Annotated in this window: 21 protein-coding genes and 2 pseudogenes; 5 read left to right on the top strand and 18 right to left on the bottom strand. The window is 38.7% G+C overall.

The window, feature by feature from the left end; genetic code table 11:
• Window positions 1-254: IDEAL domain-containing protein (locus WYK_RS02575; protein ID WP_235782422.1), on the top strand; the 254-nt coding region annotated here is incomplete at its 5' end.
• 162 nt (window positions 255-416) lie between these two features.
• Here WYK_RS02575 and WYK_RS02570 read toward each other — a convergent pair.
• Both WYK_RS02570 and WYK_RS02565 read right to left on the bottom strand, forming a co-directional pair.
• Window positions 417-1,226 carry a YitT family protein gene (locus WYK_RS02570; protein WP_040372994.1) on the bottom strand — a complete coding sequence of 270 codons (810 nt, stop codon included), beginning with the start codon at window positions 1,224-1,226 and terminating at the stop codon, window positions 417-419.
• Window positions 1,227-1,378: 152 nt separating this feature from the next.
• A complete protein-coding gene (locus WYK_RS02565) occupies window positions 1,379-2,641 on the bottom strand; it encodes a M48 family metallopeptidase (protein ID WP_040372993.1) in 1,263 nt (420 codons plus the stop codon).
• Window positions 2,642-2,887: 246 nt separating this feature from the next.
• Here WYK_RS02565 and WYK_RS02560 point away from each other — a divergent pair, with 246 nt between their 5' ends.
• Window positions 2,888-3,475 carry an SCO family protein gene (locus WYK_RS02560; protein WP_040372992.1) on the top strand — a complete coding sequence of 196 codons (588 nt, stop codon included), beginning with the start codon at window positions 2,888-2,890 and terminating at the stop codon, window positions 3,473-3,475.
• Between the two features lie 9 nt (window positions 3,476-3,484).
• Here the strand turns inward: WYK_RS02560 and WYK_RS02555 are convergent, their stop codons facing one another.
• The 8 genes and pseudogenes from WYK_RS02555 to WYK_RS02520 form a co-directional block, all read right to left on the bottom strand.
• Window positions 3,485-3,790, bottom strand: a complete 306-nt coding sequence (locus WYK_RS02555; protein WP_040372990.1) for an AzlD domain-containing protein — start codon at window positions 3,788-3,790, stop codon at window positions 3,485-3,487.
• Window positions 3,783-4,511: an AzlC family ABC transporter permease gene (locus tag WYK_RS02550; protein WP_040372988.1), complete on the bottom strand. Its 729-nt coding sequence runs from the start codon at window positions 4,509-4,511 to the stop codon at window positions 3,783-3,785. The genes WYK_RS02555 and WYK_RS02550 overlap by 8 nt, the downstream gene beginning before the upstream one ends.
• A gap of 26 nt (window positions 4,512-4,537) precedes the next feature.
• The gene (locus WYK_RS02545; RefSeq protein ID WP_040372986.1) at window positions 4,538-5,167 is read right to left on the bottom strand and encodes an NUDIX hydrolase; all 630 of its coding nucleotides are present in this window, start codon (window positions 5,165-5,167) and stop codon (window positions 4,538-4,540) included.
• A gap of 122 nt (window positions 5,168-5,289) precedes the next feature.
• Window positions 5,290-5,817, bottom strand: a complete 528-nt coding sequence (locus tag WYK_RS02540) for an HD domain-containing protein (protein ID WP_040372984.1) — start codon at window positions 5,815-5,817, stop codon at window positions 5,290-5,292.
• Between the two features lie 167 nt (window positions 5,818-5,984).
• On the bottom strand, window positions 5,985-6,770 hold the full coding sequence (locus WYK_RS02535; protein WP_235782421.1) for an enoyl-CoA hydratase-related protein: 786 nt from the start codon (window positions 6,768-6,770) through the stop codon (window positions 5,985-5,987).
• Window positions 6,771-6,919: 149 nt separating this feature from the next.
• Window positions 6,920-8,467 carry a fatty acid--CoA ligase family protein gene (locus WYK_RS02530; protein WP_040372980.1) on the bottom strand — a complete coding sequence of 516 codons (1,548 nt, stop codon included), beginning with the start codon at window positions 8,465-8,467 and terminating at the stop codon, window positions 6,920-6,922.
• Window positions 8,468-8,974: 507 nt separating this feature from the next.
• Window positions 8,975-9,963, bottom strand: a pseudogene (locus tag WYK_RS02525) (lipoate--protein ligase).
• A gap of 30 nt (window positions 9,964-9,993) precedes the next feature.
• The gene (locus tag WYK_RS02520; protein ID WP_040372978.1) at window positions 9,994-10,728 is read right to left on the bottom strand and encodes an MBL fold metallo-hydrolase; all 735 of its coding nucleotides are present in this window, start codon (window positions 10,726-10,728) and stop codon (window positions 9,994-9,996) included.
• A gap of 150 nt (window positions 10,729-10,878) precedes the next feature.
• Between WYK_RS02520 and yhfH the strand changes: the two genes are divergently transcribed.
• On the top strand, window positions 10,879-11,025 hold the full coding sequence (gene yhfH, locus WYK_RS23635) for a protein YhfH (RefSeq protein WP_268870026.1): 147 nt from the start codon (window positions 10,879-10,881) through the stop codon (window positions 11,023-11,025).
• Between the two features lie 95 nt (window positions 11,026-11,120).
• On the opposite strand, the gene WYK_RS02515 is transcribed toward yhfH, so the two are convergent.
• The 5 genes and pseudogenes from WYK_RS02515 to hemE form a co-directional block, all read right to left on the bottom strand.
• Window positions 11,121-13,319, bottom strand: coding sequence for a YhgE/Pip domain-containing protein (locus WYK_RS02515; RefSeq protein WP_040372976.1), 2,199 nt, complete (start codon window positions 13,317-13,319; stop codon window positions 11,121-11,123).
• Window positions 13,320-13,389: 70 nt separating this feature from the next.
• A pseudogene (locus tag WYK_RS02510) lies at window positions 13,390-13,969 on the bottom strand (TetR/AcrR family transcriptional regulator).
• A gap of 359 nt (window positions 13,970-14,328) precedes the next feature.
• Window positions 14,329-15,762 (bottom strand): protoporphyrinogen oxidase, encoded by a 1,434-nt coding sequence (gene hemY / locus WYK_RS02505; protein WP_407951461.1) that lies wholly within the window; start codon window positions 15,760-15,762, stop codon window positions 14,329-14,331.
• A gap of 16 nt (window positions 15,763-15,778) precedes the next feature.
• Window positions 15,779-16,711: a ferrochelatase gene (hemH, locus tag WYK_RS02500; RefSeq protein WP_040372970.1), complete on the bottom strand. Its 933-nt coding sequence runs from the start codon at window positions 16,709-16,711 to the stop codon at window positions 15,779-15,781.
• A gap of 80 nt (window positions 16,712-16,791) precedes the next feature.
• Entirely contained in the window at window positions 16,792-17,829 is a 1,038-nt protein-coding gene (gene hemE, locus WYK_RS02495; protein ID WP_040372968.1) for a uroporphyrinogen decarboxylase, read from the bottom strand.
• Window positions 17,830-18,204: 375 nt separating this feature from the next.
• On the opposite strand from hemE, the gene WYK_RS02490 reads away from it, so the two are divergent.
• Complete coding sequence (locus WYK_RS02490; protein ID WP_040372967.1) at window positions 18,205-18,708, top strand: antibiotic biosynthesis monooxygenase family protein; 504 nt, start codon at window positions 18,205-18,207, stop codon at window positions 18,706-18,708.
• A 22-nt stretch (window positions 18,709-18,730) separates the two neighbouring features.
• Here WYK_RS02490 and WYK_RS02485 read toward each other — a convergent pair whose 3' ends face one another.
• Genes WYK_RS02485 through liaF form a run of 3 tightly spaced genes read right to left on the bottom strand, consistent with a single transcriptional unit; the run spans window position 18,731 to window position 21,442 of the window.
• Window positions 18,731-19,378: a response regulator gene (locus tag WYK_RS02485; protein WP_040372966.1), complete on the bottom strand. Its 648-nt coding sequence runs from the start codon at window positions 19,376-19,378 to the stop codon at window positions 18,731-18,733.
• The gene (locus WYK_RS02480; RefSeq protein ID WP_040372965.1) at window positions 19,347-20,411 is read right to left on the bottom strand and encodes a sensor histidine kinase; all 1,065 of its coding nucleotides are present in this window, start codon (window positions 20,409-20,411) and stop codon (window positions 19,347-19,349) included. Before WYK_RS02480 ends, WYK_RS02485 begins: the two co-directional genes overlap by 32 nt.
• A gap of 11 nt (window positions 20,412-20,422) precedes the next feature.
• Complete coding sequence (liaF, locus tag WYK_RS23150; protein WP_051387278.1) at window positions 20,423-21,442, bottom strand: cell wall-active antibiotics response protein LiaF; 1,020 nt, start codon at window positions 21,440-21,442, stop codon at window positions 20,423-20,425.
• A 226-nt stretch (window positions 21,443-21,668) separates the two neighbouring features.
• On the opposite strand from liaF, the gene WYK_RS02465 reads away from it, so the two are divergent.
• The gene (locus WYK_RS02465) at window positions 21,669-23,057 is read left to right on the top strand and encodes a membrane protein (protein WP_040372963.1); all 1,389 of its coding nucleotides are present in this window, start codon (window positions 21,669-21,671) and stop codon (window positions 23,055-23,057) included.
• Window positions 23,058-23,141 lie beyond the last annotated feature (84 nt).

Raw genomic sequence — 23,141 nt, 5'->3', positions numbered from 1 at the left:
AAGTGTCAGGAGTGGTCTTCATGAAAAATGATAAGTCATATTCAGATTTGGCAGAGTCCTCAAGCTTAAAAAAGCGAAAAGTAAATGCCCCATTGCAAGAAGTCTTTATTGATATGATCATCCACGAAGCCATACTCAAAGAGAAGAAGAGTAAACTCCAGAAGCAGATTGATGACGCTCTTGATTTGAAGGACAAAAAAGGATTTATGAAATTAAGCCATGAGATGAATCATTTATTAACCTTGTTTGGTTAATCGCAGTAAAAAAGCCTCTCCACATTGGAGAGGCTTTTAAATGGGGCTGTTGATTTCCGTTCCAGGCGTTTCACTTTCCGCGGGCGGGCCGTGAGCCCGCAGGAGTCTTCACGCCTTCCTCTTCAATCAACGGTCTTTCTAAATTGAGAGATTTTTTACTAACTACCCACGATGAAACATACCAACGACTTCGGTTGTTTCAGTGATATTAACAAACGCATCTGGATCGACTTCATTTATCAAACTTTTAACTTCTGTTAATTGATAACGTGTAATGACAGTCATTAAAATTTTTCGTTCTTGCCCCGTATAAGCTCCTTGACCATCCATCATCGTAATTCCCCGATAAAGATTAGCTAGTAACTTGGTTTTTAATTCATCACCCTTATTCGTAACAATCATTAACGTTAATTTAATATGATTTGTGTGAATCGTATCAATTACTTTTCCCGTCGCATAAATCGCCACTAAGGTGTTCAGCGCTGCGTCCCAGCCAAATACAAAACCTGAAATAACCACAACCACAGCGTTCATAGCAGAAAGAAGTGTGCCTAAAGGAAAATCATTTTTCTTTTGCAGCAGCATAGCGATAATATCAAAACCACCTGATGAACCTGAAGCACGAAAAATTATGCCAATCCCTACTCCTGTCAGTACTCCGCCAAATAATGAAGAAAGAATGGGTTCAGTTGAAATGGCTTGAATAGGGATTAGGTATAAACTGATAGAAAGAACAACAACAGACAAAATGGTATAACTGATAAATTGTTTACCAAGTTTTAATACCCCTAATATCAACAGGGGCAGATTGAGTAAAAAGTTAAGAATTCCTGTATTAAGCGGGGTAACGATTCCAAGCATAATTGCGATTCCGCTTAATCCGCTGCTTAATATTTTATGAGGAATTAAAAACATATTGTATGCAACACCGACAACAATAGAACCAAAAACAATGGCTAATACTTTATACATCTACCTATCTCCCTGCATATATAATTCCAATTTCCTTTATTATAGTAGAGAGCGAATAAAGTGAAAATTTAATAGTTTTTTCTGATAATGAAAATATTTATTCAGCCCTTGGATATTCCTCTTTTTCATAAAAAATAAGCCGATACTCCGGCTTATTTCTCTACAGTATGATAATTTTCTACAGATATTATTCTTTCCAACATAGTAGGGTGTGAATACCGAAACCATTTTACTAACAACGGCGGGTTCACTTGACTTAATCCAGAACGTGTTAATTCTTGAAACATCGTAATGGCACTGTCTTTATCTTGGAGCATCTCCATCGCATACTGGTCAGCCCTCGCTTCCTGATAGCGCGACACAAAGTTAGAAAGCGGACTTGATGCAAAGAGCAGCATAGCGGTAACTAGTAAAAAAAGCGGGAGTGAACTAAGGTTTCCAATACCTGTAATTTTTAGAACCTTACCATACCGAGTGATGATACTATTCATCAATCTTGCTGTTAACCATAGTCCAGCAAAGGTGAGAATTAAATACCCCGCGATTCCTATATAAATATGTTTTTCGACGTAATGTCCCATTTCATGGGCCATAATGACGAGTATTTCTTTTTCCTTCAACCGATTAAGAGTTGTATCCCACAAAACAATTCGAGAGTTGGCACCAATTCCAGTGACATAGGCATTAAGCGCATTTGTTTTTTCAGCCATATTCACTTCATATACATGTTCCGCAGGAATATCAGCTTGACTAGCAAGCTTAAGAATTTCGGTTTCTAATTCTTTGTTTTTTAATGGATAAAAATCATTATAGAGCGGGTCAATGACCACAGGCTGAATAAACATCATAAAAAAGAAAAATGGAATCGAAAGGATCCAAGCATGAAACCACCATTTTTTCGGGCTTTTATTGATCAACCAATATAATACGGAAACGATTATAACCATTTGGCCAAAATTGACCCAAAAATCAATGAGACCATCCTTCATCCAGGAAGAAAACGTCTGGGTGCTGATATGATAACTTTTACTTAAATTATAACTAATATAGCTTAATGGAAACGTCACAACATAGGAAAGCAGAGAGAGTAAAAATAAATAAACGGCTGCTTGTACGATTCTCCATTTAGATTGACTAGCCGCCACCCTTTCAAATACTCGAGATAATCCGAACAAAAGAATAAAGAAATAAACAATCCAGTCAAAAGCATTATAAGCAAAAAACATAAAGTTCCTTATTTGAGAGTACTGCTCACTTAACATCAATTCCCGTGCATTTAAAAACGTTGCTGGATCAGCAGCCGTACCTACCCATTTTTCAGGTAGTGATGTATCTCCATTGAAAAGATACCAGTACATGAACACTAAGATTAGAAAATATATCACAATAGCCGTTCCCGCCCATTTTCTAGCCATGCTATTTCCCCCTAATCATCAATCATCTCTTTCTAGTGTAGTTAAAAATGGACAAGATAGAACCAAAACCAATTAAAGGAATTTTGTCCACTTAATTGTAAGAGAATGTTCAAACAATCTTCTTTATTTCACCTAATTACACAGTCCATTCCCAATTTTGTTGTGTATAGTTAAATAGTACGAAAGCATTATGAATATTTTACCTATTTTTTGCTTTCTTACTATTAGAATAAGGGGATGGACGATATGAAAAAGCTTTACGTCATTTTTTGTACACTTTTAGTCATTGGGATTAGTACTGGTATTTATTACTTTAGTGAATATCGTCAATCAAAAATGGAATTTCCAAAAGAAATGGTAATGACCACACATACTGGATCGACATTTAGTTTTGAAGAATTGGCTCCTAAGGTCCGCCTGCTTGAGTTTATTTACACAGCATGTCCAGATATATGTCCCACTACTACTTTTCAAATGAAAAAGCTCCAAACTCAATTAACAGCTGCTAAGGTCTTTGACACCCAAGTTGAATTCCTAACAGTTACTATTGATCCAACAGTAGATACAGAGCAGACTCTAAATGACTATGCAGCGAATTTTGACGCTGGCCAGACAGCTGGCTGGGAATTTCTTCGCGGTAGTGTCAAGGATACCCAAAAACTTGCCGACCAATTTAACTTTCAATACCGTGAGTCTGGCAACGGGGATTTTGTCCATACCAGCGCCACTTATCTCCTTGATAAAAATAATCGTGTGATCAAAGTATTTGGGATGGGCGAAGACAGCTTTGACAAAGATAAAGTATACGCCCGGATTATGAAAGAAGTTAAATAAAAGATGGAGTCATAGAAAGAGAGAAAATAAACTTAAGGTTACTATGGCTCCAATAATGATGACCATGATATTGGCTCCTAGGTAAGCCAGTACAAAGGCAGAGACAGCACCGACAACACCAAAGCGGATGTCTTCTTGAATGTAGAGAACTCCAGGGAATATTAATGCCCCTAAGATTGCATACGGAATATTTTTTAATACTCGCTGAAGAAATGGCGGCAGTTCCCTGCCATTCAACATAACAAAGGGCAGCATTCTAGGAATATATGTAACCATACCCATGGCTGCAATCATCAGAATTATACTGCTACTCATGATGTACACCTGCCTTTTCCTTCAGGGTACTGAGGAGTTCTACGAGAAACGCAGATAGAAGAGCAGAAGCAACTATTGCCCAGCCGTTGCTTAGTATGTCTCCCATGATAAAGATACAATTAAAGGAAGCAGCAATTGCCGCCAAAAAAACAAGCTTCCACGATCCTTTCAAGGTTGGAACCAACAATCCAATAAACATTGCATACAATGCTACTGACATGCTTTCCTGGAGGATTTGAGGAAGGCTCGCTCCGAATAGATGGCCGATCCCAGAAAAAAGCACCCAGCTGCCATAGGCGGTCACATTCAGCCCATACATATAGCCTGCAGTTAATTCTCCAGGCTTGACGGCGGCCACAGAAAACGTTTCGTCTGTTATCCCAAAAGCATAGATCATCTTTTTGATCACACTATCTTCTTTCCTGCTTTTTTCATTCAGCGAAGCAGATAACAGAAAATGACGGATATTCACAATAAAGGTTGTCAAAATAATTTCTATTGCTCCAGTCCCTAACACCAATAAATTTAAGGCTATGTACTGAGCAGCTCCTGCATAAACAATCATACTTAATAAAAGGGTTTCTCCCATAGTGAGTCCGGTGGTTTTCGCTAGTAATCCATAAGTTACAGCAATTGGAGCGTACCCGATAGCAATACCCGTACCTGCTTTTACACCCATACCAAATGCAGGAGACTCATTTTGAATATTTACTTCTGTCATCCCTAAGCCCCCATCTTTCCCTCTAATTATTCTTCAAAAGACAGTTCCTCCACCGCCTTAAAAAGGGTCTGCATATACGTTTCACCATGCGGCACAAAGGACTCCTTCCTAACAGCGATTACAGCCTCACTCCTGCTTCCGTCCTCACCTACTGTAAATCCTTTTACCTCAATTTCAGATGTCTTCTCCTTGTATAAGGCTTTCAGGTCTTCAAGTTTTGCCTGAAACATACCGGAAACCTCTTCTTCCTGCAGCGTATACTGTTCATTTTCAAGTGATATTACATATAGGTATACATGACAAAACTCTCGGTCTATAAATTGATTAAGAATCAATTCATTCTTAATTCTTCCGACTGGAATGAGGTCTATCATATTTACCTTTATCCCAATTTCCTCTTCAATCTCCCTAACCCCATCCTGAACAGACTCCGTATCTAGTAAATGTCCGGCAGCTGTAATATCAAGGAGATTTGGGAAATCCTTTTTCACCTTACTGCGTAACTGCAAGGTTAAAAACGTCTGATTGCTCTCTCTCCTTACAAACCAACAATGAAACGTTTCGTGCCAATGACCTTGTTTATGTACCTCTTTTCGAGGCAAGGAGCCCATTTCCATATACTGTTCATCAAAAATTCGCAGCCGCTCTGTTTCCATAATTCTTCCTCCTATATCCGTCATTTCTTATTTTCATTTGTAAACATTTTCTATTAGTATACTTTTTTCTTGAAAAGTTTACTAGGCTGTTACTTGATCACACAAAAGAGCCGCCATCGTTTTTAGGATGACAGCTCTTTAGCTTCTTCTGTATCTATTAGGTTGTCCAATCTTCGGATACTCTCCCTTGCGCGTTCCAAGTCAATTTCCCGATAGTGATGAAGACCGCCTTCTTCTTCATCCTTTTCATCGGCTTTCTTTACTATTTGCTGTAGAGCAGTTCGTTCAATATCATTCGTAGGCAGGAATGAATCTGTGTGAAACAAAATCGCCAATGCAATGGTTCGGGCGCGTATGGGGTTTTCTCCGAGGCGAATCAGCAGCTTGTGCGCACGTTCTGCACCTTTAATCGCATGGATATCATTCTGCCGATAGAGATCGTAATCCCATTTTCCATTACGATACCAAGTAAAGTGGCCCATATCATGGAGCAGTCCCGCTTTTGCAGCTATGTCCACGTCTAGATTTTCTTCTTTGGCTAGATGAAACGCATGATATGCAACGGCAATGGCATGCGCGAGTCCTGAGCGGGTCAAGTATTTCTGGGCAATGTGGTGCTCAAATATATTCTGGAGGGTGACATCTCTCAAGTTTATCTCTCCTTTCTAGTTGTAATAGGTAAATTTTTTAAAGTTTATATTACCTTTTTTCTAGTTGATTGACAAGGAAATAATCCGTTCACTGAAGAGCTGCACTATTCATTAGGGGGAATTAATTATCTTATTATGTCCTTATATGGAGCGTGCATGTTCTGCTTTTAATTTCCATGAAACTCTGCTTGTTTTTTTTCAAAAAAAGCATGTAATCCTATAAGAAAATCTTCACTCGCTGCTGTTTTAGCAAAACACAGCTCTTCTATCTTTTTACCTTGTTGAATATCTGTCTTTAAGCCATTTTTAACAGCATATTTAGCCTGTTGTAATGCCAATGGACCATTTCTGAGCATAATCTTAGCCATATTAACAGCTTCTTCTTCAAGAATTTGATTGGAAACAACCTTGGTAATGAAACCATATTGATAGGCATCAAGTGAAGTGACCCGTTTACCGGTAAGAATTAATTCGAGTGCCTTTGTTTCTCCGATTAAACGAGGCAGCCTCTGTGTACCACCTGCACCAGGAATTAAGCCAATATTCGTTTGCGGAAGCCCCATAAGTGTTTGGTCGACAGCTATACGGAAATCACAGGCTAAAGCTAATTCAAAGCCGGCGCCAAAAGCGTAGCCGTTAATCGCTGCAATCGTAGGCTGCGGAAGATTGTCAATACTATCTAATAAATCATTAAGTTTTTTTAAAGTTTCAACCATTTTTGAGCTTTCAGAAAAGGCTGGATCATGTAAATCACCTCCGGCACTAAACGCCCTTTGTCCCGCTCCTGAAATAATCACTACACCCACTTGCGGATTGACAGCAATATCATTAATTACCGCTTGTAATCGTTCAACCATTTTTAAATTTATCGTATTTAGGGCTTCTTCCCGATTGATTGTAATATGTGCAATGCTGGATTCAACTTCATATAAAATACAAGGCACTGCTCCCACTTCCTTCCTCACCATTCTGTTTTGTATATAAGTCTATTCCCATTTTCAGTAAGGGGTAAGCAGGAAATTTAATTATCTTATTTATTATGTGCTGAAAACGAAAAAACCAGCTGAACCAAACACCTCGTGTCTGCCAGCTGGTTCTTTTTTTATTTCTGTAATTGGGGTTTCAGTGAACGACGTAATATTTTCCCAGTCGTATTTTTGGGAAGTTCCGATAAGAATTCAATTTGTTTCGGTACTTTATATTTCGCTAAATGTTCAGCGCAATAGGCAATGATGTCATCTTCCGACAAATCTGCATTTTTTGTTACTACAAAACAATGAACAACTTCACCTTGGTTTGGATCTGGAACTCCGATAGTTGCTGCTTCAATTATATCCGGATGGTTAAATAGTACTTCTTCCACCTCGCGAGGATAAACATTGAATCCACCGACAATAATCAATTCCTTTTTACGATCTACAATGAAGAAGTACCCTTCTTCATCCATCTTGGCTAAATCTCCTGTATAAAGCCAGCCGTCTTTTAAAGTGGCTGTTGTCTCTTCAGGCAGCTTGTAATACCCCTTCATAACGTTAGGACCTCTAACAATTAATTCGCCAACCTGTCCAACCGGTACTTCTTCCCCAAGTTCATCGACCACCTTGTTTTCAACATGAATAATAGATGTGCCGATTGATCCAGCTTTCCTAGGACGATCCAGCGGATTAAAACAGGTGACCGGTGATGCTTCCGATAACCCATACCCTTCTGAAATAAATACATTGAACTTTTGTTCAAAGGCTTTTAATATCGCAACAGGCATGGCGGATCCTCCTGAAATACATAACCGAAGCGAGGATAATTCTTTCGGGTCTACATCTGGATATTGATAAAGGAAATTAAACATGGTTGGAACGCCCGCGAAAACAGTTGCTTCATATTTTTTTATCAACCTGAATACTTCTTTTGGACTGAATTTAGGAACAATCAGGAGTGTTCCTCCACTCATTAATGGAGCATTCAAAGCAACCGTCATGCAAAACACGTGAAACATAGGAAGTGTGGTTACGACGCGATCATCTTCATTGATTTTTAAGTAATCACTGACATCTTTCGCATTCGAGTACAGATTGCGATGAGTAAGCATGGCTCCCTTAGGTTTTCCAGTCGTTCCGGATGTATATAAGATTAAAGCAACATCCTCTTCATCTAAAATAGGCCCACTAAACTGACTATCGCCAGAAGAAACTAACTGTGTAAACGATTTCATTTTAGGATAAATAGATAACTGACTTATATCCATTCCACCTTGGTCAGCACCTGTCTCGCATATAATCATATGCTCTACTGTTGACAAAACAGGATTCATTTTTTCTAACAGCGGGACAAGTAAATCAAGTGCAATAATCGCCTTAACATCTCCGTTATTCATGATAAAGCCTATCTCATCAGGTGTATAAATCGGATTAACAGGAATGACTGTTGCACCCACCCTTAACGCAGCATACATCCCAATGATGAAATGCGGCGAATTTCCGATAAGCAACGCGACATGATCCCCCTTCGAAATTCCTAGTTTATGCAGCTGATCTGCAAACATTGTAACCGATGCATCCAATTCCCCATAAGACGTCCCTTTGTCCATAAAATAATAAGCTGGCTTTTCTGCCTTAACCTGAGCCGTACGGTGAAGCTGATCCGATAAATTCACAAATACCCCTCCTTAAAAGAAATGCGGAGGCGCCTTGTTCAGGCCTGACAGGCATAAGATCAGCCTCAGAGCAAGGTGCTCTTTACCTTGCGGAGAGGATGGGCTTATGACCCGAAGGCCTAGGCGCCGCAGCTAGACACACTGAAATGCGGAGGCATCCGTTTTGCTTGCGAAGGAAATAGGGACGGGACCAAAAGGCGGTCTTTGCCTTATGGGACCGGCTTCTTTTCCACAGCAAGCAGGATGCCGCAGCTGGACACTGAAATGCACAGGCGCCTTGTTCAGGCCTGACAGGCATCCATTTTTCGCCTTTCCCTTTTCATGATTATCCAGGTTTATGAATGATTATTCATTCATAAATCGAAAAAAAAATCGCTTCCAATATATTATATTAAAAGAGAATAGACCTATCAAGAAATTCTTTCCATTAAACTGAAAATAATGTAATTACTAGTAAATAAAAAAAGAAGCGTGTCTTATCCGAAATATCGGATAAACACGCTTCTTTTAATAAATCAAATTGATTAATTCATCTTTTGTTACTTTTCCGAAATAGTGAGTAACATCCAGGTCGGCTAACGCATCTGCAATGGCTTCTCTTTCATAACGCACACCATTCAATAATTCTTCAATTTCTGCTACTTCTCCGACACCAAAAAAGTCTCCGTAAATTTTGCAGCTTTCAATGCGTCCTTTGTTAACTTCTAGACGAATATCAATTGAACCTACGGGAAAACGATGTGAATTCTGCAGGTTGAATTTTGGTGATTTTCCATAATTCCAATCCCAGCTCTGATAACGCTCTTTTGAAATCTCATGGATTTTATTCCAATCCTCTTCCGTCAATACATATTCAGGAACTTCCTCACTGTCTTCAAAAATATACTTTAGAATAAGTGATTTAAATTCTTCAATTGTAATTGGATTTTCTAGAAAATCTGCAATATTGGTTACCCTGCTTCTAACAGATTTGATGCCTTTAGATTCAATTTTGTCTTTTTTCACTTTCAGTGAAGCCACTACATCATCGACGTTGACATCAAACATTAAAGTTCCGTGACTGAACATCCGTCCACGCGTTGAAAACATAGCATTCCCAGAGATTTTTTTCCTTCTGCAAGAATATCATTTCTCCCGCTTAGCTCCGCGTTAATTCCCAGCTTTTTCAGTGCCTTTACAACTGGTTCAGTGAACTTTTGGAAGTTGTGGAAGCTCTCTCCGTCATCCTTAGTTATAAAGCTGAAGTTCAAGTTACCTAGATCATGATAAACAGCGCCTCCGCCTGATAATCGACGCACTACCTTAATTCCCTGTTCTTCAACATATTCTGTATTTATTTCTTCTGCTGTATTTTGATTTTTCCCAATAATAATGGAAGGTTCATTTATGTAAAATAACAAATAACTTTCATTAACATCAAGATTCCGGAGTACATATTCTTCTATGGCCAGGTTCATCATTGGATCATGTATGCCTTTATTATCGATAAATAACATCGTCTTTTCTCCTGCTTTCCTATAGTTTGCTTATATTTGATATTCGAGCCCATTTCTTGCTATTGCAATTTCTCTTGTGAAAACCTCGGATGCTTCTTTTTTCAATTTGTTTATGTCTCCAAAATGAGGCAGGTGAGTCAACATAAGCAGCTGAACTCCTGCATTATTAGCAATCTTAGCAGCCTCTTTACTGGTCATATGTCCAGCTGCCGTTCCGTCCATATCCGCATAAAAATTACTTTCACATAAAAGTATTGTAGCGTCCTGTGCAAATTCAGCTAGTTCTTCAAAATAAGAACTATCCCCTGTATACACAATCGATTTCCCATCAACCTCTATCCGCATAGCAAAGCATGGTACAGGATGCTTAGTACGTAAAAAGGTAAATGTTAACGGGCCTACTTGTACCGGTTTTTCTTGATTGTACGCAATTCCCTTCGTCACTTCCCGAAAATCCAGCTTTGCAAAGGCTGCTGCATCTAAGTCATGACCATAGATAGGCGTAGTTTTTTTGGCACTTCCCTGAAATTGTTTGATCAGCAATGCATGCTGCAACACACCAATATCAGCTACATGATCCGCATCATAATGACTTAAAACAATCGCATCTAAATTCTCAGGTTCAAGATGGTTTTGAAGCTGTGCTAGAACACCGCTTCCACAGTCTAACAGAACTCGATACTCACCATACTCAAGTAAGTAACCTGATGTAGCTTCATTTTTGGCAGGGTATCCACCCCAACAGCCAATGACGGTTAGTTTCAAGGACAACACTCCTTTAAGGATAACTATTCTTCCTCTTCCTAATATAAAACATTCTGTCTATCTTTTCATCTTTTTCAATTTGTTATAAAACAAAGTCTTGACAATCAAAAACTGTTATAATACAATAAAAGTATAATAAATAAACAGAAAATTCGGAGGAGGATGATCATTTTGATTAAGAGCAGTATTGAATTCTTTAAGAACCTACCGGCAAAAAAATGTGCAGAATGTGGAAAGAAAATTGAAGAACAACATGAATGCTATGGAAATAAATGTGATCATTGTCTTCAATCTTAATTATAGGCCTTAGTGAAGCAGTGAGTATCATTCCTCGCTGCTTTTTAGTTTTAGGCAAAAAGAACTCCCCTTTAATTAAAGGGGAGTTCTTTTTTTTATGCTTCAGTTTCGGTTTTGCTGATTCCTGAATATCTATGTTTATGTCTAATTACAAAGTAAGTGATTGTGCCTAGCATAAACACTACTGCATAGCCGATTAGAATATATCCATTTTGCCACATTAAACTGAAGTTTCCACTTGAGATAACCTCTTTAAAGCCTCTAACAGAATACGTCATTGGCAGAAGACGGTTAAATACCTGCAGCGGTTCTGGTATCAATTCTAATGGGAATGTTCCTGCGCTGGTTGTTAATTGCAGGATCAAAATGATAATTGCAATAAAGCGGCCCGGATCTCCCATTACAGTAACGAGTAATTGAATTAATGTAATGAATACAAGCGATGTGATAATCGAAAATAGGATAAATAGTGGTACACTTTGTACCTCAATTCCTAACAACGCAATAACAAGAAGGGATGCCACTACTGCTTGAATGATTCCAACTCCTGCAATCACACCAAACTTACTAATAAACCAGCTGAATCCATTTTTCGGAATACCCACTGGTTCTCGAAGCGGGAATACAATTGATAAAAGTAACGCTCCTACAAATAAACCAAGTGATAAGAAGTATGGGGTAAATCCAGTACCATAGTTTGGAACTTTATTTACACTTTCTTTGGCGACCTCGACTGGTTCAGCTACCATATTGTACGTCTCGTCGTTTGCTTTTACTTCTGATGATTCCTTCGCCGCATCATTTAGCTTATCCTTCAATTCTTTTGAACCGTCAGCAAGCTTTGTTGTACCACTCGCAATCTTCGAAGAACCATCTGCCAATTGAACAGAACCGTCTGCTAATTGTTTGGAACCGTCAGATAATTGAGTTACTCCTGTGTTAAGTGTATTAGCACCTGCGGCAAGAGCATTTCCTCCCGCCTTGGCTTCATTTAGTTTCTCACCAAATGTAACAAGTCCAGCGGTTAATTTAGATTGGCCTGCGGCAAGCTCACCCGCTCCTGACTGCAGCTGTGCACCACCATCATTCAGTTGTTGAAGGCCTTGTTGCATTGCAATTTGCCCTTCATTCAACTTACCGACATTTTGCGACAAGCTGGCTGAACCATCTGCTATTTTCACTGCAGAAGCTGCTAGCGTTTGATTTCCTGTTTCTAACTTGGCAGTACCGGCATTAAGCTGGGCAAATGCTTCTTTCAATGCAGCCTGATTCTCCGCAGGCAATGCAGCCATGACAGGTTCAAGTTGACTTTGAAGTGCCGCGACTCCATTCTTAACATCTGCTGCACCTTTAGATGCTGATCCAGCACCTTCTGCAAACTGATTTAAAGATGAAGTAAGTGTGTCAGAACCTGCTTTAATATCCTTGGTTCCTGTTACTATTTGTCCCATCTTCTCTTCAGCTGTCTTAATTCCTTGACTGGCTTGAGTAATACCAGATTGTAATGATTTAGTACCATCTTCTGCTTTAACAGCACCGTCTAACAGCTGGGTTTGACCTTCAGCCAGCTTTCCTAATCCATCGGCTAACGTTTTAGCACCTGATTCTAGTTCTTGTGTACCGCTTGATACTTTTGTTGTACCCTCTTTAAATTGAACCTGCTTCTCTGCAAGAAGGGTTAACTTTTCTTGGAGTGTATTTGCACCATCGTTTACTTCATCAATGCCTGATTTAAGTTTACCTGCTCCTTCATCAGCGGCTTGGAAACCATCAGCCATTTTCGTCAAGTTTTCAAACATTGTTTCCGCATAAGTTTCCGTAACCTTTACTGACAAAGCACCCTTTATTTTCTCAATGGCTGTTTCACCTATTTGAGCAGATAAGAAGTTAAAACTCTCATTTGGAACATATTTCAGTTCAAGTTTCTCAGGGTGTTCATTCATTAATGTCGTTGCATTTTCAGAGAATGATTCTGGAATTTCGACTAAAAGATAATATTTTTGATTTTTAAGGTTTTTATATCCTGTTTTCTTATCAACAAATTGAAAGCTAAATTCCTTACTTTCTTTCAGTTTATCAACAAATTCATTTCCCAGCTCATACTTTTCGCCATCAAGTTCTGCTCCAGTATCACTATTGACGATTGCAACAGGAAGATCTTCTAAACGATCATACGGATCCCAGAATGCCCATAGGAACATTCCACTATAAAGAATAGGGATAAAGAGAATCGCTATAATTGAAATAAGCATTTTTCGATTCGTAAACAGCGATTTTAATTCTTGTTTAAACATATTTGTCCTCCTGTTTTTCAATATGACTAATTCGTTCATTTAGTCATTTTTCTGTATAAAATGAGGATTATCAATGGTCAATCGACAATCCCTTGAGCAAAAATAGATTTGAATAAATCAGCAATGGCTTCTTTTTTTAACGGTTCTCGGTTTTTTTCCCAATCAAAAATTAGTGCCACATACATCTTCAACACTATGAAAGCCGTTATTTCAGCATCACATGGACGGATATAGCCTTTTTCAATTGCCACTTCAAGCTTATTCTTGATGAACGTAATAATTTCACCTTCAATTTCTTCAACCATATCCCGTACAGCTGGCGTGCCAATTTCTTTCTCTTCTTGAAAAAGTTTAATCAACAACTGATGCTCTTTCCGAAAAGCAAGAAGACGGTATAAAGCTTGATGAAGATTTTCTACAAAGGGCTGGTCATCGTCAATAGCTTGTATTGCCTCCTGTTTCATTTCACGAATAATGACAGATACAATTTCCTTGAACAGTTCTTCCTTATTGGTATAAAAAGTATAAATAGTACCTTTTCCAACATTAGCGATTTTAGCTACTTGATCCATCGTCGTTGCTTTGTAGCCAAATAGAGCAAAGGATTTCGCCGCGGCATCCACGATTAGTTTTTTACGATCAACTGTCATCTCTCACCTCAAAACTGACTCATTGAATAAAGTAGTCATTAAGTACGTTATTTATAATAGCAAACCCTATTAATAGTTGCAAGTCCTGTTTTAATGATTATGATAATAAAAAAAAGATTAAACAAGCGATAAACAAAAAGAAACAAGCATTTAAAAAGAAACTGATTGCCCATTCTAAAAGGGGAGCCATCCCATGACTCTCTGCCTTCAACTGCCGATATTTTCTCCTCATTCTTATCACCTATTCTTTTACTAATTATTACCTATTTTACCACTATAAACGAATAGGTGAAAGCAGTTTTACTAGAAATTATTTCCCCAAAATACAAAAACAAATTGGCCTAAAAAGACCAATTTGTTCATGCTTGGGCAGCTGTAAGCTGGGAACTGGGATTCTGAATATAATCGAGAACCTTTTTCACCGCTGCTTCAGCTTGATCGATACAATCCGGCATCCCGATGCCAGTATATGAGCTTCCTGCTAGAAACACCCCAGGCAGCTGATTATACAGGTTGTCTTCTATCTCCTGGATCCGTTGTTTATGACCAATTTTGTACTGAGGCATGGCTTCTTTCCAACGGGTAACAATGGAGAAATCCGGTTCTTCTGTAATTGACATCGTCTTATTAAGATCCTCAAGTACAATCTTACTGATTTCTTTATCCGATAAATTAATAATTGCTTCATCGCCCACTCTGCCAACATAACAGCGCAGCAGTACCTTACCCTCTGGTACAGCATGCGGCCATTTTTTGTGGGTCAATGTGCAGGAAGTAATTGAATAATCACTGTTCCTCGCTACGACAAAGCTGGAACCTTTTAAATCTTTCTTTATGGCGCTTTTGTTAAAGGCCAAATTTACTGTCGCTACACTGGTTGACTCAAGTTCCTTTAACGGTTCTACAGATATGAGGTCGTCAAGCATTTGATAAGCCGCATGATGACCAGCAGAAATAATGACAGAATCCGCTATAATGACACTGTTATTATTTAGACATATTTTATACTGCCCGCTCGTTTTATCCATCAGCTCAACTTTTACACCTTTTATAACAGAATCAGGTTCGAGTTTTTTCTCGATTGCTTCGACAAATGACTGTAGACCTGTTTTAAACGTAAGGAACCCATCCTTACCAATCACTTTTTCAACCGTTACTGAAGATTTTTTCATTCCTATTATCAAGCTGCGATATTGCTGTTCTATTTGATGGAATTGTGGAAAAGTCGACTGTAAACTCAACCGTTCAATATGACCGGTATATATGCCCGAAAGCAGCGGTTCAATAAAATTCTCCAATACCTCTGTACCAAACCGGTACCTGAAGAATTCACCTAGTGATTGGTCCTCCTCTTTAGAAACTGACGGCAAAATAAGATCTGCTGCTGCTCTCAGTTTGCCAAGGGGACTAAATAAAGATGAAGTAATAAATGGACTAATGTTTGCAGAAATCCCTTTATCTCCTCCCGGAATTGGATGGAGCCTATCACGAATTAAAACAAATGATTTACCTGGTTTACTAGCCACAAGCTCTCCATCCAATCCCACTTCCCGCGCAAGACGGATTGGACTTTGTTTAGAGGCGAGAAAAGAATCGGGTCCTTTTTCTATGACAAAGCCATCACGGAAAGAAGTCTGGATCTTTCCTCCAAGGCGGGGGGATGAATCAAGGAGTATACACTGGTATGGCAAATCTTCCTCTTTTATCTTTTTTTGCAGATAAAAAGCTGAAGCAAGACCCGTGATACCTCCACCAATGACAGCAATTATTTTTTTGGATTGATTCACTTTCATCGCCTTCTTTTTTTTATTACTGATTCAAACGTTTCATGATGACTGTTGCCAGTGCATCAATGAATGCTGGGTTCGCATTAGGCATTTCTGGACGATAATAGGCAGCTCCAATTTCATCGGTAACAACTTTACATTCGTAATCATTGTCATAAAGCACTTCTAAATGCTCCGCGATAAAACCTGCTGGAATATAAATGAATGCTTTATAGCCTTTCTCGTTAAATAAATCTCTAGTCAAATCCTGTACATCTGGTCCAAGCCATGGTTCAGGAGTTTGTCCAGCACTTTGCCAGCCGACTGCGTAATTTTTCACATTGGCAGCTTCAGCAATTAGTTTAGCTGTTTCATGTAATTGATCAGGGTATGGATCGCCGTTTTGTAGAATTTTTTCAGGCAGGCTGTGTGCTGAAACTACTAAAACGTAATCCTCCTGTTGTTCGGGAGTCATTTTACTAATGGTTGTTTGTAATTGATCTACCCAATACTGAATAAATTTCGGCTCTTGGTACCAGCTTTCAACAGGGATAATGGCTGGTCCATTAATCTTATCTGATTCTTGTTTAGCACGGTCATTGTATGATTTCACACTAAATGTAGAGAAATGTGGAGCTAATACAATACTTACCGCTTCCTCTATGCCATCTTCTTTCATTTGTTGAACTGCATCTTCTATGAAAGGTTCGATATGTTTTAAGCCTAAGTATGTTTTAAATTCTATTTGATCTTGACTCGCATTTAATTTGCTCTCAAGTGCTGCAGCCTGTGCGTCAGTTATTTTGGCTAAAGGAGACAATCCGCCAATTGCTTCATAGCGTCCTTTCAGGTCTGCAATCAGTTCTTCAGAGGGCCTTCTTCCATGACGGATATGCGTATAATACCGTTCAATATCTTCTTCTTGATAGGGAGTTCCATATGCCATAACCAATAGGCCCATTTTCTTTCTGCTCATTCCAATTACACCTCATTTAAAAGTTTGTCCTACTTATCATGCATGCAAAAATGTTTAAAATCAAACAGTTGAGCACACTGTTATTTCCATGAAGAGTATTCATGAATTAGAGTTGTCAATTTCTTCAGAACTTCTGGATTTACGTCTGGGAACACACCGTGTCCTAAGTTAAAGATATATCCAGGCTGTTCCATCCCTTGATCAAGGATTTTCTTCGCCCGTTCCTCAATAACATCCCAAGAAGATAAAAGAATGGCCGGATCTAAATTACCCATTAGATTTTTAGTGATTCCTTTATTTCTCGCTTCTGTTATTGGTAAGCGCCAATCTAAACCAAGTACATCAATTGGAAGATCGTTCCACTCTAATGCAAGATGACTCGCACCGACACCAAACATAATAAGAGGTACATTTTCTTCACGAAGTTCTGAGAAGATGCGATTCATAATTGGTTTAATAAAGATTCGATAATCTTCTACATTTAACGCCCCAACCCAAGAATCAAAGATTTGAACTGCCTTTACCCCTGCTTTTATTTGAGCTTTAACATAGGTAATAATCATATCAGCTAATTTATCCATTAAAGCAAACCATGCTTGCGGTTCTGAATACATAAATGCTTTCGTTTTGTTATAGTTTTTCGAAGGTCCGCCTTCGATCATATAAGAAGCAAGCGTAAATGGTGCACCAGAAAAACCAATTAACGGTACGGACAACTGTTCAGTTGTTAATAATTTGATGGTATCCAACACGTATGGCACATCATCTTCTGGAGATAGTTCACCAAGTTTGCCTACATCCGCTAAAGATTTAATAGGATTTGCAATGACTGGACCTATTCCAGATTTAATTTCAACATCCACTCCAAGTGCAGGAAGAGGTGTCATTATATCCTTATAAAGAATGGCAGCATCCACATTGTATTGTTCAACTGGCAGTCTTGTTACATAAGCACATAGTTCAGGCTGGTGTGTAATTTCGAATAAAGAGTATTGTTCCTTAATCTTACGGTACTCTGGCTGTGATCTGCCTGCCTGACGCATATACCATACTGGTACATGGTCTGTCTTTTCCCCTTTTGCAGCTCTTAATAATGTATCATTAAATTCTTTTGTCATTGAAATCCACCTTTCGAGCGTGGCTAGAAAAACTATATCTCCTGAATCGATAACAATCCAATCTATCAGAACTCTTTACAGCTCTGGAGAAACAATCCACACTAGACGCTAGTCATATTGTTGAAAACCTTTAATTAAATAAATTTTTAAAAATATTTTAAACTTTCCTTAAATAGAATAGCAGAAGGAAAGAAAATTTCAAATTGAATCCCTTTTCACTATAGCCGTTTCTACTATGTAAGTATAGGAAACCTAGGCAATTGTCAAAAAATCGCCGTTTTTAATGATTAGAGCATACACTCCAAACGTTAAACTAGATTATCCATCTTGTTTTTGGGTACAATACAGTATATAAAAAAATGGGAGGTGTTGGCAATGTTCGTATATATTACATCAGGAACCTATGAATTTTTAAAAGAAATAAAGAGTAAGCATAAGAAAGAAAATTTATTACTAATGGAGAATCTTGAGAAAACGGTGTTACTACAGGAAACGGAGGGTAAAAAAACGGTATTTGCTTCACCGCGTAAATTCGAGGTTGTCGATCAAAGAGGCGAGTTGCCAGAACGAGGTTTTGTTGTGCTCGATAACATTCCGGTTCGAGAAGAGGACCGTCCGGGTTTTGAACATCGATATAAAAAGCGGGCCGATGCGATTGAAAAAGAACCCGGTTTTATAGGACTACGAATCCTTCGTCCATTAAATTCCGATACATATGTCATTCTTACTGTCTGGCAGAACGAATCGAGCAGTTCTAGTTGGAAGAACCATTTTTCTTCTAGTGCAGATAAGAGCACGAACACTTGGCAAGACCTTAATAAAAACATATTCTCCGGTCCCCCATATGTTAATCAATACAAATTAGGACTTAGAGAATAGTCACGACTGAACCGAAAAGAGTTCAGTCTTTTTTCGGTTTACTAATACTATTTCTATTGGCATAAACAGCAGCCTGGGTTCGATCGGCAACAGACAGCTTACTTAAAATATTACTAACATGCGTTTTCACTGTTTTGATACCTATGAATAAATCCTCTGAGATTTCCGCATTTGTCATACCTTCACTGATGCATTGTAAAACATCCATTTCTCTCTCGGTTAATGTATCATGTAATTTTTTTTCATGATGTCTCAAGCGCTTCACCATAACATTCGTTACCTTTGGCTCAATGACGGACTCTCCTTTAGCTGCTTTTCGGATGGCTGTTACCACTTCAGCTGCCGAGGACGTTTTTAATAAAAAGCTGAAAGCTCCTGCCTCGAGTGCCGGGATTACTTCCTTTTCGTCATAGTAGCTCGTCAAAATCACTACACGACTGTTTAATCCTGTGTCTACTATTACTTTAGTAGCTTCAATACCATTACCATTTTCCATTAATAAATCCATGAGTACTACATCCGGTGTATGTTTCTTAGCTAACTGAATGGCTTCTGCGCCGCTTTTCCCTTCCCCAACTACCTCTATATCAGGTTCTGTCAATAGAAAGGACAAGATTCCTTTCCTTACAAGCTCATGATCATCCACAACTACTAAACGAATTTTGGTCATCTTTTCCACCCTTTACAGGAACTTTAATATCGATATAGGTGCCTTCATGGTAAATAGAGCGTATTTGAATCACGCCCCCGATTTCTTTACTGCGTTCCTTCATGGATCGAATACCGTAGGAAACCATTTTTTTATCTTCAGGATCAAACCCTTTTCCATCGTCACTGATAAATAAATGGACATATCCCTCTTCCTCGGATAGTTCAACTTTGATTTTTCCAGCTTCTGCATGCCGAATAATATTTGAAACAGCTTCCTGAACAATTCTAAACAAATGCTCTTCTGCCGCTTTTGTTAAACCGAAGACTTCATCAATACTTACTTGAAAATGATGATTGGTCTTAGATTTCAACTCTCGTAATAGCTTAATGATTCCGTCACACAACGAGTCTTTTTGTAATTCAACCGGTCTTAAATGCATAAGCAGTGCGCGCATCTCTCCCTGTGCTTTCACAGATATACTGGCCATTTGAATGAGCTGTTCTCGCGCAGCTTCTGGAGAGTCATCAAATAGTTTAATAGCAGTCGCTGACATCATGCTTAATGCAAATAATTGCTGGCTGACAGCATCGTGCAGATCTCTTGCGATTCGTTGCCTTTCTTCAATAACTGCCGCAGTATGTACTTGTTCAGAGAGAACTAACTTCTCATTAGACATTTTCTGCAAAAGTTCGATCTGTTCCTGTACGTATTCTCCAAGCAAATTCACCTCAGTTATGATTCGTGCTGTTTCTTCTGTATGTTCTACTTTTAATTTGTCCGGAAATTTTCCATTCCTCAGACTTCTAATATAACCGCTGATTTTTGCAAGCTTACCATTTAAGATAAACAGATTGCGAGTGCCAAAATAAATAGAAGAAACCATCAGTAATAGCATGACAAAAACCGATAGAATAAGAGATGTTTTTATGGAAAAAGCCGGATTTTCTGCTGTCAGTAAATACACTTGAAGGAGAATAAAGAAAAACAAAGAACTAAACAAAGCATTCATTAAATAACTTTGAAAGAAAGCTGATTTAAACCCTTTCATCATTTCACTACTTTCTAAACTTTATCTATCTTCACTTCACCAATCATCATATCAATGACAAAATCGATTTTTTTGACTGCCTCTTCGTAGTGTGGAGATTCAAAATAGACATTCGGTCCAAAAACATGTGCAGAAGATGAAGAAAAAATAGTCACTTCACCAATCGTTACTTTTGCTTGAACACGGATTGGGATACCCTCCGGAATAAGAATATTCACATCACCTATCCAACCTTTTAATTGGATTAATGTTTCTCGTTCAGGAATATACGCTTTATTAAAGTCAAAAGAATAGTCACCAATGCCGTGATAAATATTCATCGGCTCCAAATGCCAATTACTTTGATTAAAGTCCACTGATCCCAATGTTACCATTTTTGAATTTCTTACTTTTGACTTCGCCTTACTTCTTTTCTTTCGAAGGTCAAGTTCACCTATTAGCTTTAAAGAATTAATGGTTTCTTGGCTTTTATTAATTTGAGCCCATACATTCTCAATTTGCTGATGAATAATTCCATCTATACTAGTGTTTTCACGGGTCTGTTTGTCTACTTCACGTAGTTTTACTTTTCCATTTTCCAGATGTACAAGCGCCTCTTCTACCTTCTGACTGTACTCACCCTGCTCATTCCTGACATGATTAGAGCTGGATCCGCTGATATCTTCGTAATATTCAGTTTTATCTTGATATACGATGTGTTTATTTTTACTAAATAAGAGCTGTAGTCCAATAAAAACAATTAATAAAGGCCATAAATTCCAAATCTTAAAGTCTAAATTCGTGAATTTACTTATTAGTGATAACGTTGAATAGGTAATCAAAAACAACCCGATAAATAGTTTATTACCAGATTTCCTAGAAAAATAAGAAACAAGCAGGTATACCCCCGCTAATAATAGAAGGATGGGATAAACCTCGACAAACATCTCCTTTATTTCCAAGGAAATGACTCCTATATTGATAAACAACAATAAAAAACCGGTTAATAAAAGAATACTTGCAGCTAATGCTCGGTTCAACGAACGCTTTTTCATTACACCGTTTCCTCTCATTCCCTCTATTTATACTATTCTTCATTTATCGCTAAAGCTCCTCTTTCAGGTTAATCCTTCTTCTTAAATCTATCATGAATTCTTTCCCATAAATACCTTCTGTAGTTTCTATTTTTCTCCGTCTACAGACGGAGAGAACCATTCACAAAAAAAAGCGCCCATCATATCCTAAATAGACAAATTTAGATAAGAGGCTGGAGGATGCGTCATGGGTGTAGAATTAACTGTATTGCATTGGACCTATGTGGGATTCATTCTTTTGATTATTGGATGCATGATAAAGAGACGAGATACAACGTTCATGTGTATTCTTGGTATCTTTACGATTGCCTTATTAGCCACTGCCAGCTTTTCTGCTTCTATAAGCGGAATTTTCAACAGCTTTATCTATGCCATTACCGAATTAGCACCTACTATCCTGATCATCTCCATCATTGTTGCGATGAGTCGAGTGCTTACCCGAACCGGCATTAATGAAGCTATGATATCTCCCTTTGCCAAATTCATTAAAACACCTGCACTTGCATTCTGGATTATTGGGATTTTGATGATGATAATTTCTTGGTTTTTCTGGCCATCCCCAGCCGTTGCTCTACTTGGCGCGGTTCTCCTCCCTGTCGCTCTACGCGCAGGACTTCCTGCTTTAGGCGTGGCCATGGCTATGAACCTTTTTGGTCACGGGATTGCTTTATCTGGGGATTTTGTCATTCAAGGAGCACCTAAATTAACTGCGGATGCTGCTTCGCTTCCAGTCTCTGCTGTTATTCAGGCAAGCATACCACTGGTTATTACAATGGGGATTGTTACCACAATTGTGGCCTTCTTTCTACTTAAACGAGATATGAATAAGGGGAAATTCTTTGAGGAAGAAACATCTATTGTTAATGGAGATTTCGAGAAGGATCACTTTCTACCATCAGGTCAACGGAAATTCTTTGCCTTCTTTATCCCATTAGCCTTTATTGCGGATGTCATCACAATGTCTGTCCTTAAGCTTCAAGGCGGCGATGCTACAGCCCTTATTGGCGGGACGGCGGTTTTTATATTAGTCATTCTCTCGTTAACTTCCCATCGAAAAGACGGACTTGAGAAAATAACCAGTTATTTAATAGAAGGGTTTCAATTTGGCTTTAAAGTATTTGGTCCAGTCATCCCTATTGCTGCCTTTTTTTATTTAGGAGATTCGGGCTTCGCAAAAATACTTGGTGACTATTTGCCTGCTGATTCTCAAGGAATTGTTAATGACCTAGGTGGAGCATTAGCCGCATCAGTGCCATTATCGAAGGAAATTGCAGCAGTAACCTTGACGACGGTTGGGGCTATTACTGGATTAGACGGGTCCGGCTTTTCTGGGATCTCCCTAACCGGATCTGTTGCTCATTTATTCTCAGCCGCTATTGGGGGAGGTGCAGCCACACTGACTGCTTTAGGTCAACTATCAGCCATCTGGGTTGGAGGCGGTACATTGGTACCTTGGGCATTAATACCCGCCGCTGCCATTTGTAATGTGGATCCTTTTGAACTCGCACGAAGGAATCTTATCCCGGTGTGCATTGGCCTGATCGTCACTACGATTGTGGCGATGTTCCTTATTTAGCTTAAAAAATACGACCTGTTTCAGGTCGTATCATTTTGTAGACAAAAGAGGTGCGGAATGGTTCATTCCGTACCTCTTTTGTCA

The sequence above is a fragment of the Peribacillus psychrosaccharolyticus ATCC 23296 genome (assembly GCF_000305495.1).
GTDB lineage: Bacteria > Bacillota > Bacilli > Bacillales > DSM-1321 > Peribacillus > Peribacillus psychrosaccharolyticus.
The sequence above is the reverse complement of the archived record's forward strand: the minus strand, read 5'-3'. Positions and strand labels throughout refer to the sequence as shown.